At 32.5% G+C, this 13,530-nt stretch carries 17 protein-coding genes; all 17 read left to right on the top strand.

Annotation, left to right across the window (positions count from 1 at the left end; translation table 11 throughout):
* Positions 1-3: 3 nt before the first annotated feature.
* The 17 genes from atpE (at position 4) to FUA24_RS12125 (ending at position 13,529) form a co-directional block, all read left to right on the top strand.
* Positions 4-195, top strand: a complete 192-nt coding sequence (gene atpE, locus FUA24_RS12205; protein WP_187388271.1) for an ATP synthase F0 subunit C — start codon at positions 4-6, stop codon at positions 193-195.
* A 78-nt stretch (positions 196-273) separates the two neighbouring features.
* Positions 274-774 carry a F0F1 ATP synthase subunit B gene (locus FUA24_RS12200; protein WP_148542683.1) on the top strand — a complete coding sequence of 167 codons (501 nt, stop codon included), beginning with the start codon at positions 274-276 and terminating at the stop codon, positions 772-774.
* 6 nt (positions 775-780) lie between these two features.
* On the top strand, positions 781-1,311 hold the full coding sequence (atpH, locus tag FUA24_RS12195; protein WP_148542681.1) for an ATP synthase F1 subunit delta: 531 nt from the start codon (positions 781-783) through the stop codon (positions 1,309-1,311).
* Between the two features lie 28 nt (positions 1,312-1,339).
* Complete coding sequence (gene atpA, locus FUA24_RS12190; RefSeq protein WP_148542679.1) at positions 1,340-2,920, top strand: F0F1 ATP synthase subunit alpha; 1,581 nt, start codon at positions 1,340-1,342, stop codon at positions 2,918-2,920.
* Positions 2,921-3,020: 100 nt separating this feature from the next.
* Positions 3,021-3,881 carry an ATP synthase F1 subunit gamma gene (gene atpG / locus FUA24_RS12185; protein ID WP_148542678.1) on the top strand — a complete coding sequence of 287 codons (861 nt, stop codon included), beginning with the start codon at positions 3,021-3,023 and terminating at the stop codon, positions 3,879-3,881.
* A gap of 140 nt (positions 3,882-4,021) precedes the next feature.
* On the top strand, positions 4,022-4,864 hold the full coding sequence (locus tag FUA24_RS12180) for an alpha/beta fold hydrolase (RefSeq protein WP_148542676.1): 843 nt from the start codon (positions 4,022-4,024) through the stop codon (positions 4,862-4,864).
* A 6-nt stretch (positions 4,865-4,870) separates the two neighbouring features.
* Positions 4,871-5,356, top strand: a complete 486-nt coding sequence (locus FUA24_RS12175) for an RNA polymerase sigma factor (RefSeq protein ID WP_148542673.1) — start codon at positions 4,871-4,873, stop codon at positions 5,354-5,356.
* Positions 5,353-5,913 (top strand): hypothetical protein, encoded by a 561-nt coding sequence (locus FUA24_RS12170; RefSeq protein ID WP_148542671.1) that lies wholly within the window; start codon positions 5,353-5,355, stop codon positions 5,911-5,913. The genes FUA24_RS12175 and FUA24_RS12170 overlap by 4 nt, the downstream gene beginning before the upstream one ends.
* 56 nt (positions 5,914-5,969) lie before the next feature.
* Complete coding sequence (locus FUA24_RS12165; protein ID WP_148542670.1) at positions 5,970-6,473, top strand: hypothetical protein; 504 nt, start codon at positions 5,970-5,972, stop codon at positions 6,471-6,473.
* A 63-nt stretch (positions 6,474-6,536) separates the two neighbouring features.
* Entirely contained in the window at positions 6,537-7,997 is a 1,461-nt protein-coding gene (locus FUA24_RS12160) for a lipopolysaccharide biosynthesis protein (RefSeq protein ID WP_148542667.1), read from the top strand.
* 1 nt (position 7,998) lies between these two features.
* Complete coding sequence (gene dut / locus FUA24_RS12155; RefSeq protein WP_148542665.1) at positions 7,999-8,433, top strand: dUTP diphosphatase; 435 nt, start codon at positions 7,999-8,001, stop codon at positions 8,431-8,433.
* A gap of 35 nt (positions 8,434-8,468) precedes the next feature.
* On the top strand, positions 8,469-8,783 hold the full coding sequence (locus FUA24_RS12150) for a GIY-YIG nuclease family protein (RefSeq protein WP_148542663.1): 315 nt from the start codon (positions 8,469-8,471) through the stop codon (positions 8,781-8,783).
* Between the two features lie 42 nt (positions 8,784-8,825).
* Entirely contained in the window at positions 8,826-9,845 is a 1,020-nt protein-coding gene (locus FUA24_RS12145) for a sugar nucleotidyltransferase (protein WP_148542661.1), read from the top strand.
* Between the two features lie 10 nt (positions 9,846-9,855).
* The gene (locus tag FUA24_RS12140; RefSeq protein WP_148542659.1) at positions 9,856-10,170 is read left to right on the top strand and encodes an antibiotic biosynthesis monooxygenase family protein; all 315 of its coding nucleotides are present in this window, start codon (positions 9,856-9,858) and stop codon (positions 10,168-10,170) included.
* Positions 10,163-11,527: a tetratricopeptide repeat protein gene (locus tag FUA24_RS12135; RefSeq protein WP_187388270.1), complete on the top strand. Its 1,365-nt coding sequence runs from the start codon at positions 10,163-10,165 to the stop codon at positions 11,525-11,527. Before FUA24_RS12140 ends, FUA24_RS12135 begins: the two co-directional genes overlap by 8 nt.
* Positions 11,527-12,294 carry a DUF4292 domain-containing protein gene (locus FUA24_RS12130; RefSeq protein WP_148542657.1) on the top strand — a complete coding sequence of 256 codons (768 nt, stop codon included), beginning with the start codon at positions 11,527-11,529 and terminating at the stop codon, positions 12,292-12,294. Before FUA24_RS12135 ends, FUA24_RS12130 begins: the two co-directional genes overlap by 1 nt.
* Positions 12,294-13,529, top strand: a complete 1,236-nt coding sequence (locus FUA24_RS12125) for a murein hydrolase activator EnvC family protein (RefSeq protein WP_148542655.1) — start codon at positions 12,294-12,296, stop codon at positions 13,527-13,529. The genes FUA24_RS12130 and FUA24_RS12125 overlap by 1 nt, the downstream gene beginning before the upstream one ends.
* Position 13,530: the final 1 nt, after the last annotated feature.

The following is a 13,530-nucleotide window of genomic DNA, read 5'->3' as shown; positions in this document are numbered from 1 at the left end:
ATTATGACAATTCCAAACATTATCGGAGCTGGTTTAATCGTTATCGGAGCTGGTTTAGGTATCGGTAAAATTGGTGGATCTGCAATGGATGCTATTGCACGTCAACCAGAAGCTTCTGGAAAAATCCAAACTGCAATGCTTATCGCAGCTGCACTTATTGAAGGTATTGGATTTGCTGCTTTATTTGCAGCTTAAGAAATGTAAAAACAGCTTTAACGGTTGGTTAAAGCTGTTTTTTAAAAATTAATATTTATTAAAAACATAGATATATAAATGGAAAAGTTAATTAATGAGTTTTCAATTGGTTTATTCTTTTGGCAATTAGTTTTATTTGTTGGTTTAGTACTTTTATTAAGAAAGTTTGCTTGGAAACCAATACTTGAGGCTGTTGAAAAAAGAGAGGAAGGTATCCAAAATGCATTAGATTCTGCTGAGAATGCTAAAAAGGAAATGGAAAATCTTCAAGCTGATAATCAAAGGTTATTAAACGAAGCAAGAGCTGAAAGAGATGAGATGCTTAAAGAAGCTCGTGAGATGAAGAACAAAATGATTGAGGATGCTAAGGAAGAAGCAAATTCAGCTGCTGCAAAACTAATGGAGCAAGCTCAAGCTGCTATTGAAACTGAAAAGAAAGCTGCGATATCAGAATTAAAATCTCAAGTTGCTAACTTATCTATTGAGATTGCAGAAAAAGTAGTAAGAGAAGAATTATCTAATAAAGACAAACAAGTAAAATTAGTAGAGTCTATGTTAGGTGAAGCAACTTTAAATTAATAAAGAATGGCTAGAGCAGCAATACGTTACGCAAAAGCAGCGCTTAGTTTAGCAAGTGATCAAAAGGCAGCAGAAGCTGTAAATAATGATATGATTGCTATAGCTAAAACTATTGCTGAAAATGACGAGTTAGATCAAGTACTAAAGAGTTCTGTTATTAAGGCAGAAGTTAAAAGTGCAGCGCTTTCTCAAATTTTTCCAAAGATTAATAAAATAAGTTCTGAATTATTCAATCTATTAATAGCTAATAAAAGAATAGATGTTTTAGGTGATGTAGCTCAAAAATACTCTGTATTATTTGATGAGCTTAACGGTAAAGAAGTAGCTAAAGTTACAACTGCTGTGCCAATGACTAAAGATCTTGAAATAAAAGTATTAGCTAAGATTAAAGAACTTACAAATAAAGCTGTAGAAGTAGAGAATATTGTAGACGAGAATATTATAGGAGGCTTTATTTTACGTATAGGAGACAAGCAGTTTAATGCTAGTGTTCTAAACAAATTAAACAATTTAAAAAGAGAATTTTCATTAAACTAGGGATAGTTTTATCTAAACAAATAAAAAGATGGCAGAAGTAAAACCAGCTGAAGTATCAGCAATCTTAAAGCAACAACTGGCAGGATTTGAAGCATCCGCTTCGTTAGAAGAAGTGGGAACTGTGTTAACTGTTGGTGATGGTATTGCACGTGTTTATGGATTATCTAATGCGCAGTATGGCGAGTTAGTTGAGTTTGAAAACGGTCTTGAAGGTATTGTATTAAACCTTGAAGAAGATAACGTTGGTGTAGTATTATTAGGTCCTTCTAAAGAGATTAAAGAAGGTGCAACAGTTAAGCGTACAGAAAGAATTGCTTCTATTAAAGTAGGAGAAGAGATGGTTGGACGTGTTGTTGATACACTTGGTAACCCGATTGATGGTAAAGGACCTATTGGTGGAGACCTTTACGAAATGCCATTAGAGCGTAAAGCTCCTGGTGTTATTTACCGTCAACCAGTTGATGAGCCAATGCAAACAGGAATTAAGTCTATTGACGCTATGATTCCAGTAGGTAGAGGGCAACGTGAGTTGGTAATTGGAGATAGACAAACTGGTAAAACTACAGTTTGTATTGATACCATCTTAAATCAAAAAGAATTTTATGATGCAGGTGAGCCTGTATTCTGTGTATATGTTGCCGTAGGTCAAAAAGCATCTACAGTAGCAGGTATTGCAAAAACATTAGAAGAAAAAGGAGCTTTAGCGTATACAGTAATTGTTGCGGCTAATGCATCAGATCCTGCTCCAATGCAGGTATACGCTCCATTTGCAGGTGCTGCAATTGGTGAGTATTTTAGAGATACTGGTAGACCAGCTTTAATTGTTTATGATGATTTATCTAAACAAGCTGTTGCTTACCGTGAGGTATCTTTATTATTACGTCGTCCACCGGGACGTGAGGCGTATCCTGGAGACGTTTTCTACTTACACTCAAGATTATTAGAGCGTGCGGCAAAAGTGATTGCAGATGATGATATTGCTAAGAATATGAACGATCTTCCTGAGTCTTTAAAACCAATCGTAAAAGGTGGAGGTTCTTTAACAGCCTTACCAATTATTGAGACTCAAGCTGGTGACGTATCTGCTTATATCCCAACAAACGTAATCTCTATTACAGATGGTCAGATTTTCTTAGAATCGGATTTATTTAACTCAGGTGTTCGTCCTGCAATTAACGTAGGTATCTCGGTATCTCGTGTAGGTGGTTCGGCTCAGATTAAATCAATGAAGAAAGTTGCAGGTACATTAAAGTTAGATCAAGCTCAATTCCGTGAGTTAGAGGCTTTTGCTAAGTTTGGTTCAGACTTAGATGCTGCTACACTTAATGTAATTGAGAAAGGTAAACGTAACGTAGAAATCTTAAAGCAAGCTCAGAACGATCCGTTTACTGTAGAAGATCAGGTAGCAATTATTTATGCTGGATCTAAGAATTTATTAAAAGATGTTCCTGTAGAGAAAGTAAAAGAATTTGAAACTGAATTTATCGAATTCTTAAATGCTAAACACAGAGATGTTTTAGATACACTTAAATCAGGAAAATTAACTGATGAAGTTACAGATACTTTAACTAGCGTTTGTAAAGACTTATCAGCAAAATATAGTGCATAATCCCCTCTTAATCTCCCCACGGGGGAGAAATTTAAAAGAGGTTAATTTTATATTTTAACTAATCAATCCCTCTCCTTTGGAGAGGTTAGGAGAGGAAAATATGGCGAATCTAAAAGAAATACGTAACAGAATATCATCGGTGTCTTCTACAATGCAGATAACCAGTGCCATGAAAATGGTATCGGCTGCAAAGTTAAAGAAGGCTCAAGATGCTATTACAGCAATGCGTCCTTACTCAGATAAGTTAACTGAACTTTTACAAAGTTTAAGTGCAACTTTAGACGGAGATTCTGGAAGCAAATTTGCTGCACAACGTGATGTTAAAAAGGTACTAATCGTAGCCATTACTTCTAATAGAGGTTTATGTGGTGCTTTTAACTCTAACATTATTAAAGAAGTTACTAGATTAACTAATGAAACATATGCTAACCAAGAGGTGGCGTATGTAACCATTGGTAAAAAAGCTAATGACGGATTTAAAAAATCAAATCAAATCATTGCCAATCATAGTGATGTTTTTGATGATTTAACTTTTGATAATGTTGCAGCAATTGCTCAAGCATTAATGGATAAGTTTGTTGCTGGTGAGTTCGATAAAATTGAGCTTGTTTATAACAGATTCAAAAATGCAGCGACTCAAATAGTCACTACAGAACAATTTTTACCTATAGTACCTGTTGAAGGTGAAGGTAACAGTAATGCTGATTATATTTTTGAGCCTTCAAAAGTTGAAATCGTTGAGCAACTAATTCCTAAATCTTTAAAAACACAATTGTTTAAGGGTATTAGAGATTCTTTTGCCAGTGAACATGGTGCACGTATGACTGCAATGCATAAAGCTACAGACAACGCTACAGAGTTAAGAGATCAATTAAAATTAACTTATAACAAAGCACGTCAAGCTGCTATTACCAATGAAATTTTAGAAATTGTTGGTGGTGCAGAAGCTTTAAATAATTAGGTATAGCGCTAACTCGTTTTTAGCACATTAATATATACTAGCCTTACTTGAAAAAGTAAGGCTTTTTTATTTTTTTAAATTTTTCATGTAACATTTTTTCCGATTTGTATCTAAAGGGAAATTAGTTAAAAATAAATAACATGAAAACAATTAGAAGAACACTTGTAGTAGCTATTATTTTATTAAATACAACATTATATGCTCAAACAACAAAAGCGTTTGAAGTAAAAGTAGTTGGAAAAGGAGAACCTGTATTATTATTTCCTGGGTTTACGTGTACGGGAGATGTTTGGAATGCATTGGTAGAAGAGTTGTCAAAAACGAAAGAATGCCACATTTTTACATTGGCCGGTTTTGGAGGTGTGCCCGCAATTGAAAAACCTTGGTTGCCAAAAGTTAAAGAAGGGATAAGTAATTATATTTCTGAAAATAAATTAGAAAGTAGTACGCTAATTGGCCATAGTTTGGGAGGATCAATAGCGCTATGGTTAGCCACCGAGAATAATACTTTTAAGAAGATAATTGTGGTGGATGCTTTACCATCTGTTGGAGCCTTAATGATGCCCAATTTTAATAAAGATCATATTGTTTATGATAATCCATACAATAAACAATTACTGGAAATGAATGAAACACAATTTGATGCAATGGCCAATCAATTTGCAACAGCTATGAGTTTAAATAAACAAAAACAGCCGCAGATAAAACAATGGATATTAGACGCAGATAGAGAAACATATGTTTATGGTTATACAGACTTACTTAAATTAGATTTAAGAGAGGCTATTTCAAAAATAGAGGTACCCGTGTTAGTGTTAGCTGCAACACATCCTTACGGAGAAAATACGGTGAAAAACACATATGGAGCGCAATATAAAAACCTAAAAAACTACAAAATTACATTTGCTAAGGATGCCGCACATTTTATTATGTTTGATCAACCAGAATGGTTTTTAAATACAATTAAAACAGAAATGCTATAGGTCTATATGAAAAACATAGAATCTAAATTTGAAGACCTTTACAATGCTAACTACAACAAAGTTTTGCGACTTTGTTTAGGTTATTCGAACGGAGACAGCATGTTGGCAAAAGATTTGGCTCAAGATGTCTTTATTAAAGTTTGGGAGAACTTAAAATCCTTTAGAAGTGAGTCTAACATCTCTACATGGATTTATAGAATAGCTGTAAATACATGTTTGCTTAATCTAAGAAAGAAAAAAACGTTAAAGGTTTTAGGAGAGGTTAAAGACTTAGAAATTGATAATGATTCTAGTGCGGAAAAGGAATTTAAATTAAAGCAATTGTATGAATGCATTAGTTTCTTAAACAAAGAGAGTAAGAGTATAATTTTATTAGAACTTGAAGGAATACCTCAAAAAGAAATAGCTGAAATAATGGGTATAAGTCACCAAGCTATTAGAGTAAGGATACACAGAATTAAAAATGAATTAACTAAATGCGTAAAAAAATGATAAATTTTGAAGATTTAAAATCGCAATGGAGCGAACAACCACAAGGTACTATACCACATAATGGAGCTTCAGAAATTATAAAAACTGCTACTCTTTTGAAGAAAAAAAGGCAGATTACCATCCTGATTTTAACTATTACTGCGGTAATACTTATGGGTTTCTTTTTTTACATAGCAGCCTACAGGAATAATACAGTAATTACAGCACTAATATTAATGGTAGGTGCTTTATTGAGTAGAGTTTTTATAGAAACATTAAGTGTTTTTAAATTGAATAAGATAAAAGCAACCATTAATTCTAAAACTTTCAAAGAGAACGTTGTTACCCATTATAGAAATAGAATAAAAACGCATTACATAGCAACACCTGTTATATTTGTTCTGTACACTTTTGGGTTTTTTATGCTACTGCCGCTTTTTAAACAAGAACTTTCTTATGGTTTTTACTTGTATGTAGTAGTATCAGGAATTATTGTTCTGGTTGTTTTGGCATTTTTCATAGGAAAACAAATTCTTAAAGAACTTAGCATTATAAAAGAGTTAAGTAAAGTTGATTAATTTAAAATATGGCATCCATTTTGTATTTACTATCTTTAAACAACACAATTTAAATTATGCTAAAAGTAAAACAACTACTATTTTTCGCTTTAATGTTATTAGTTATGATGAGTTTTTCGCAATGTGGAAGTGTAAAAAAGGGGCTTGAAAGTGAAGCACCAGTTGATATTAAAGAAGCTTATTATAAAGAATGGTCTAACCCTGCAAGGGGAATGGGTTCTGGACTTAATTTGTTTTTGGTATTAAATTCTAAAACTAATGCTATAGTTCTTGATAGCGTTTATTTTAGAGGTAAGCAGGCTAAACTAACATTAAAGGACGGTAATACTTTCTTTGGGAAGTTTAAAACGGATAAAAATACAATGCAAAAAGATATTGTTATGAGTTCTGACTCTACACAAGAGTACAATAACACTATGCCCAAAATAACTAGAATACCGTTTGAGCTGGAAAGGAATGAATGTGTAGTAAGTTATAAAGATGGAAATAAGACAAAATACTTCAAAATTTCTAACATTTCTAAAAGAGCATCGAATAATTCATTAGATGTTCCTATGTAGCAAGAGCTTATCTTTGTTTAATATGATGTAAAAGAGTTATTTTAGCGAGATAAAAAGAACTAGTTGGGCGGACTAAAAACATTATTTAAACAGACTTTTATCTATGGATTAGCAACTGTGCTTCCTAGAATGTTAAGTTTTCTTTTAGTGAGATTGCACACTGGCAAAGGTGTCTTAAAATCTGTTGCAGATTATGGTGATGTTTCTTTAATTTATTCCTATTTCGTTTTATTTAATGTAATTCTTGCTTATGGTATGGAAACCGCTTTTTTTAGGTTTTTCAATAAGGAAGAAGATAAATCTGAGGTTGTTGGAACATCAGCGATATCATTAATCATAACGTCCATTTTATTTTTCTTTTTGGCTATTGTTTTTCAGGAACAAATTGCTGATTTGGTAGCTGTTAAAGCTGAATATATTAATCTGGTTATTTGGATTTTGTTATTGGATGCTCTTGTAATCATCCCTTTTGCTTGGTTAAGAGCTAATGCTAAACCTATCAGATATGCAGTCATTAAAATTTTAAATGTTGTAATTAATCTTGGCCTAAACCTGTTTTTACTACTTTGGTTAAAAGAATTAGCTTTAGGGAATTCAATCTTTGATAGCATTTATAGACCAAACTTTGAAGTAAATTATATATTCATAGCTAATTTAATTGCTAGTGCGGTTACATTAGTTTTCATGTTGCCTTTCTATTTTAAAATTAGGTATACTTTCAATATATCTCTTTGGAAACAAATGATTAGATACGCATTACCTGTTTTGATTGCTGGTGTTGCTTTTTCAATTAATGAAACATTTGATCGTATTTTATTAAATAAGTTACTGCCAGTAGGAGTTGCTAAAACTCAAATAGGAATGTATTCTGCATGTTATAAACTAGCGTTGTTTATGACACTATTTGCAACTGCATATAGATTAGGGATTGAACCGTTCTTTTTTAGTCATGCTAAAGCAGAAAATCCACAAAAAAATTATGCAAAGATTTTAGAGTTTTTTGTTGCTTTGGGATCTTTAATTTTATTAGGCGTTGTGGTTTTTGCAGATATTTTAAAAATAATATTTATTGGAGATTCAGCTTACTGGGAAGCTATGTGGATAGTACCAATTCTTCTTGTAGCTAGTTTTTGCTTGGGCATTTATCACAACTTATCAGTTTGGTATAAAATAACCGATAGAACTAAATTTGGAGCGTATATTTCAATTATTGGAGCTATAATAACTCTTGTATTAAATGTTGTTTTTATTCCAAAGTACGGTTATAAGGCTTCGGCGGTAGCTACTTTAGCTGCTTACGCTATTATGATGCTACTCTCATTTTACTTCGGAAGAAAATATTATCCGATACCATACAACCTAAAAAAAATCGGATTGTATCTTATGCTATCCACTATATTTTCAGCAATATCCTTCTATCAATTTAGAGCCAATTATATAGTGGGAATTTCGCTGTTAATTGTATTTTTGGGTGTTCTTTGGTTTTCAGAAAAAAATCAGATAAAACAATTATTAAAAAGATAACATGCAGATAAAAATTATTAATAAATCAAGTCATAATTTGCCGCATTATGAGACTATTGCTTCAGCAGGAATGGATCTTAGAGCAAATATTGATGAAGCCTTTACATTAAAACCTTTAGAAAGAACAATTATAAAAACAGGATTGTTTATTGAGTTACCCATTGGATTTGAGGCTCAGGTACGCCCTAGAAGCGGTTTAGCAGCTAAAAAAGGTATTACAGTACTAAATGCTCCAGGAACCGTAGATGCCGATTATAGAGGCGAAATAGGCGTTATTTTAGTGAATCTTTCTAATGAAGATTTTACAATTGAAAATGGAGAGCGTATTGCGCAATTGGTAATAGCCAAACATGAACGTGCTGAATGGTTAGAAGTGGAAGAATTATCTTCTACAGATAGAGGATCAGGAGGTTTTGGAAGCACGGGTGTTAAATAAATTCCTGTGAAAACAGGAATCTCTTAGCAGAAAGCATGAAACACTGGTATGTATATATCATGACAAATAGACCTAACGGCGTTTTATATATTGGAGTTACAGATAGTATTGATGAAAGAGTTAAAGAACATAAGTTAAAAGTTTATCCAAAGGCTTTTACAGCAAGATATAATTGTGATAAACTTGTTTATTTTGAAGAATTTGAAAATGGAAGTGAAGCTGAAATTAGAGAAAGACAGTTTAAAAAATGGAAAAGAGATTGGAAAATTGATCTAATAGAAGACATGAACCCCAATTGGATAGACTTAACTGAAAATTGGAATCTGAATTTTAATAAATTAAGAATATAAATATTAACCTAAAAAAGATACCTGCTTTCGCAGGCATATATCATGAAAATTATAGTCCCAATGGCGGGTCGTGGCTCCCGATTAAGACCACATAGTTTAACTGTTCCAAAACCATTAATACCGGTTGCTGGTCAGCCTATTGTTCACCGTTTAGTAAAAGATATTGCTAAAGTTTTAAAACAACCTATTGAGGAGGTAGCCTTTGTTTTAGGTGATCCTGCTTGGTTTGGAGATGATGTTGTTAAAAGCTTAGAAGCGCTAGCAGAAGGTTTAGGAGCTAAAGCCTCAATTTATAGGCAAGATAAACCTCTTGGTACAGGGCATGCAATTATGTGCGCTAAACCATCATTATCTGGACCAGCTGTAATAGCCTATGCAGATACTTTAATTCGTGCGGAATTTGACTTAGACGCAGAAGCGGATAGTGTAATCTGGACAAAGCAAGTAGAAAACCCTGAGGCTTATGGTGTAGTAAAGCTTAATGATAATAATGAAATTGTTGAGTTAGTTGAAAAACCAGAAACTTTTGTAAGCGACCAAGCTGTCATAGGCATTTATTACTTCAAAGATGTTGCCGTTTTAAAAGACAAACTTCAAGAAGTTTTAGATGAAAATGTTATGAACGGTGGTGAATATCAAATAAATGATGGTATTAAACGTATGATGGCAGAAGGTAAAATATTTAAAACTGGAACAGTTGATGAATGGATGGATTGTGGAAATAAAGCTATTACAGTTGAAACCAATGGTAAGATGCTTAATTTTTTAAAGGCAGATGGTGAAGAACAATTGGTTGCCTCTTCCGTAAAACTAGAGAATTCTAATATCATAGAACCTTGTTTTATTGGTGAAAACGTAGTAATATCAAATAGTGAAATAGGTCCTAATGTATCAATTGGGAATGGCACTGTTATTGAGGACTCTAGTGTTAAAAACAGCTTAATTCAAACTAATACCTCAATTAAAAATGCTAATTTAGATAATGCTATGATTGGCAATAATGTAAAGTACAACGGCAACTTTACTAGTATTAGTATTGGAGATTATTCCGTTTTAGAATAGAATTTTTTATATGTATGTAGTTATGTACGCTTTTAAAGTAAAGTCTAATGAAGAGTCGTCTTTTTTAGAATCTTGGCGTGCATTAACTAAATTAATATATCAGTATGAAGGAAGTTTAGGCTCTAGATTGCATAAAAAAGAGCCTTTACTTTTCATTGCTTATGCGCAATGGCCTAGTAAGAAAACCTTTGAAAACGCAGGAAAAAATCTTCCCTTAGAAGCTAATACGTATAGGGACGCTATGAGAAATGCATGTGAAAGTATCGAAGTTCTAGAAAAATTTGAAGTAACTGCAGACCTGTTAATGAAAAAAGTTTATGATTAGTAGATTTAAACATATTGTCATCATTCTTTTTGGAGTCTTTGTTATCCCGAATTTTTCAATGGCTCAGGTTGACTTCAATAAAAAACCAGATGACGATTTGGGTAACTTTGAAGATGAGTTTCAGGAGAATTTCTACGAAGGTATGAAGCAGAAGGGTATTGAAAATTTTGATAGAGCGGTAGAATCATTTCGTAAATGTATTGAGTTAGACGGAGCTGTGCCTGTGTTGTATTTTGAATTGGGTAAGTGCTATTTTAAACTTAAAAATTTTGGAGAAGCAGAAGATGCTTTTAAAAAGGCAATAGATAAAGACCCTGAAAATGAATGGTTTTTAGATGAGCTTTATGGCTTTTACGTATCTCAAAATGATTATGACAATGCTCTAAAAACAGTTAAGCAATTAGTGCAGTATCATCCAGATTATAAAGAGGATTTAGCCTCACTTTATGTTAGGATGAAAAAATACAATGATGCTTTAAAGATATTAGACGAGCTAGATGATAAACATGGTATCTCTATGTCTAGAGATAGATTGAGAAATAGAGTATACGCGCTAACCGGACGGAAAAAGGATCAAATCAAAAATTTAGAAGATCGGTTAGATACCAATCCAGATAAAGAGTCTAATTACCTTGCTCTCATTTACAGGTATAGCGAAAACAATCAAAAAAAGAAAGCTTTTGAAACTGCCAAGGAGTTATTGAGGGTAAATCCTAAATCGGAGTTGGTTCATTTAGCCTTATACAAGTTTTATTTAGACGATAATGATGCTGAAAAGGCCATATCATCTATGAAAACTGTTATTAAGAGTACAAAAATAAAACCTGATGCAAAATTAAAGGTATTGGCAGATTTTATCAGTTTTGTAGGCAAGAATCCAAAGTATGAAGAAGATTTAATGGAAGCTACAGCCTTAGTTGAAAGTGTAAATAATAGCAAAACTTTAATAGAGTTAGGACAATATTACTTAGCCAAGCAAAACAAAGCAAAGGCCTTAGAAAACTTTGAGGCAGCATTGAATTTAGAGCCAAATAACTTTGGCGTTTTAAAAAATGTATTGCTTTTGCATATTGATTTAGAGAATTTTGAATTAGCTAATTCTAAAAGTAGTAAAGCTTTAGAAAATTACCCATCACAGCCTCTATTGTATTTAATAAATGGTGTGTCTTATAATAAGTTAAACCAGCCACAAAGTGCCATAGATACTTTAGAAATTGGGTTAGATTATATTATTGATGATTCCAAAATGGAATCGGATTTTTACTTTCAATTAAGCACGGCATATACCCTATTAAACAATACAAATAAAGCAAAAACGTTTAGTGATAAGGCTAAGCAATTACAAAATACAAATTAATGCAATTACGTACCCCAATCTTTCTTTTACTATTTTCAATACTATTGTTTAGTTGTAAGTCTGCAAAAACAGTTACTGCTGGAGATGCAAATTACAATTTGTCATCTAGACAATTAATTAAAGAAAATTCAAAGCAAAGCCCAGAGTTTAAGACGCTAAAATCTACATTAAAAATAAATTATAGTGCAGATGGTAAATCTCAAAGCCATTCAGTAAGTTTTAGAGCTAAAAAAGATGAGGCCCTTTGGATAAGCGCTCCTTTTTCAATTGTAAAAGCACTTGTAACTCCAGATAAGGTTAGTTTTTATAATAAATTAGATAAAACGTATTTTGAAGGAGACTATGCTTATTTAAGTGGTTTGTTAGGTACAGAATTAGACTTTTATAAAGTTCAAAATCTACTAATGGGCGATGCTATATTTAATTTAAAAGATGATAATTACAAGGTGTCTTTAGAGGACAGTTTATATATACTTCAACCAAAAAAGCAACGTGAATTATTCGAGATTTTCTTTTTATTAGACCCAGCACTTTTTAAGGTGAAATCTCAACAGATATCGCAGCCAAAAGAGTTTAGGCATTTACAAATAGATTACGAAGCACATCAAAAGGTAGAAGATCAAATTTTGCCGCAAAAAGTAAAAGTTATTGCAGTAGAAAAAAATGAAGAACTAATTGTGGGCTTAGAGTTTAAAAATGTTACTTTAAATGAAGAATTAAGATTCCCTTTTAAAATTCCTTCAGGCTATAAAGAGATTAAACTTTAATGATTAAACACATAAATTCACATAAATCTTTAATTTTAATAATTGCGTTGTTATGCAGTTCAATGGTTTTTGCTCAAAATGGTAATAAGCGAAAGGAGTTAGAAACTAGGCGCAAGGAGATCCTAAGAGAAATACAAGAAATAAACAAGCTTAGATCTGAAAACAAGTCTAAGGAAAAGTCAGAGTTATCTCAAATTGAAGAATATAGTTATAAGATTAGTGTTCTAGATAATTTAATAAAAATCACTAATCAGCAAGCTAATTTGATTAATAGAGAAATTAATAACAACCAAAAGAAGATAACGGGGCTTAGAGATGAATTAAGGCAACTTAAAGAGGATTATGCGGCAATGGTGGTTAAATCTTATAAAAGTAAAAACCAGCATAGTAGAATCATGTTTTTGCTATCATCTAACGACTTTAAACAGGCGTATAAGAGATTGCAATACATAAAGCAGTATGCAAATCATCAAAAGGAACAAGGCGAGGCTATAAAAAATAAGACCTTAGAACTACAAGCTCTAAATAAAGATTTACTTAAGCAGCAAGAAGAGAAAAAAGTGCTGGTAGCAGAGAATAGAAGCAATCAAAAATCGTTACAAGCAGAGCGAAAGTTACATGAAGAATTAATGATTTCTATTAGGAAAGATTTTTCTAAATACACAGCCCAAATTCGAAAAAAACAGCGTGAGGCAGAACGTATAGATCGGGAAATAGACAAAATTATTAGCGCAGCTATTGCAAATTCTAATAAAGGAAAGGCATCTTCAACATCTTCAAAGAGTTTTTCTTTAACTCCAGAGGACAAGGCTCTTGCTTCGAATTTTTTATCGAACAAAGGAAAACTTCCCTGGCCAGTAGACAAAAAAATGTATATAAAAACACGATTTGGAACTCAACCATCATCTATTGATAGAAATGTTACCATAAAAAGTAGTGGTGTGCGTATTGCTGTGCCTAAAGGAGCAAAGGCAAGATCTGTTTTTGATGGAGAGGTAATCGCAGTTTTTAAAACCAAGAACTCATCTCCCGGAGTAATTGTTCGCCATGGTAGTTACGTTACCACATATAAGAATTTATCTAAAATTTATGTGAAACAGGGAGATAAAGTAAAAACAAAACAAGCCTTAGGAGAAGTGTTTACCAATACTTCAAATGGAGAAACACTTCTTTGGTTTAGAATATCAAAAGGTGTTGCCAAGGAAAATCCTGCCAACTGGATATATAAAATGTAAA

The organism is Seonamhaeicola marinus, assembly GCF_008085455.1.
Note: the sequence above shows the minus strand (reverse complement) of the source record. Positions and strands in the feature narration are given on the sequence as shown.

What these genes read in the sequence shown, in the direction of transcription:
- dut (WP_148542665.1), top strand. Translation starts at nt 7,999, where the DNA reads ATGCAGATAAAAATTATTAATAAATCAAGTCATAATTTGCCGCATTAT.
- FUA24_RS12150 (WP_148542663.1), top strand. Translation starts at nt 8,469, where the DNA reads ATGAAACACTGGTATGTATATATCATGACAAATAGACCTAACGGCGTT.
- atpE (WP_187388271.1), top strand. Translation starts at nt 4, where the DNA reads ATGACAATTCCAAACATTATCGGAGCTGGTTTAATCGTTATCGGAGCT.
- FUA24_RS12135 (WP_187388270.1), top strand. Translation starts at nt 10,163, where the DNA reads ATGATTAGTAGATTTAAACATATTGTCATCATTCTTTTTGGAGTCTTT.
- FUA24_RS12180 (WP_148542676.1), top strand. Translation starts at nt 4,022, where the DNA reads ATGAAAACAATTAGAAGAACACTTGTAGTAGCTATTATTTTATTAAAT.
- FUA24_RS12140 (WP_148542659.1), top strand. Translation starts at nt 9,856, where the DNA reads ATGTATGTAGTTATGTACGCTTTTAAAGTAAAGTCTAATGAAGAGTCG.
- FUA24_RS12145 (WP_148542661.1), top strand. Translation starts at nt 8,826, where the DNA reads ATGAAAATTATAGTCCCAATGGCGGGTCGTGGCTCCCGATTAAGACCA.
- atpH (WP_148542681.1), top strand. Translation starts at nt 781, where the DNA reads ATGGCTAGAGCAGCAATACGTTACGCAAAAGCAGCGCTTAGTTTAGCA.
- atpA (WP_148542679.1), top strand. Translation starts at nt 1,340, where the DNA reads ATGGCAGAAGTAAAACCAGCTGAAGTATCAGCAATCTTAAAGCAACAA.
- FUA24_RS12165 (WP_148542670.1), top strand. Translation starts at nt 5,970, where the DNA reads ATGCTAAAAGTAAAACAACTACTATTTTTCGCTTTAATGTTATTAGTT.
- FUA24_RS12130 (WP_148542657.1), top strand. Translation starts at nt 11,527, where the DNA reads ATGCAATTACGTACCCCAATCTTTCTTTTACTATTTTCAATACTATTG.
- FUA24_RS12170 (WP_148542671.1), top strand. Translation starts at nt 5,353, where the DNA reads ATGATAAATTTTGAAGATTTAAAATCGCAATGGAGCGAACAACCACAA.
- FUA24_RS12125 (WP_148542655.1), top strand. Translation starts at nt 12,294, where the DNA reads ATGATTAAACACATAAATTCACATAAATCTTTAATTTTAATAATTGCG.
- atpG (WP_148542678.1), top strand. Translation starts at nt 3,021, where the DNA reads ATGGCGAATCTAAAAGAAATACGTAACAGAATATCATCGGTGTCTTCT.
- FUA24_RS12175 (WP_148542673.1), top strand. Translation starts at nt 4,871, where the DNA reads ATGAAAAACATAGAATCTAAATTTGAAGACCTTTACAATGCTAACTAC.
- FUA24_RS12200 (WP_148542683.1), top strand. Translation starts at nt 274, where the DNA reads ATGGAAAAGTTAATTAATGAGTTTTCAATTGGTTTATTCTTTTGGCAA.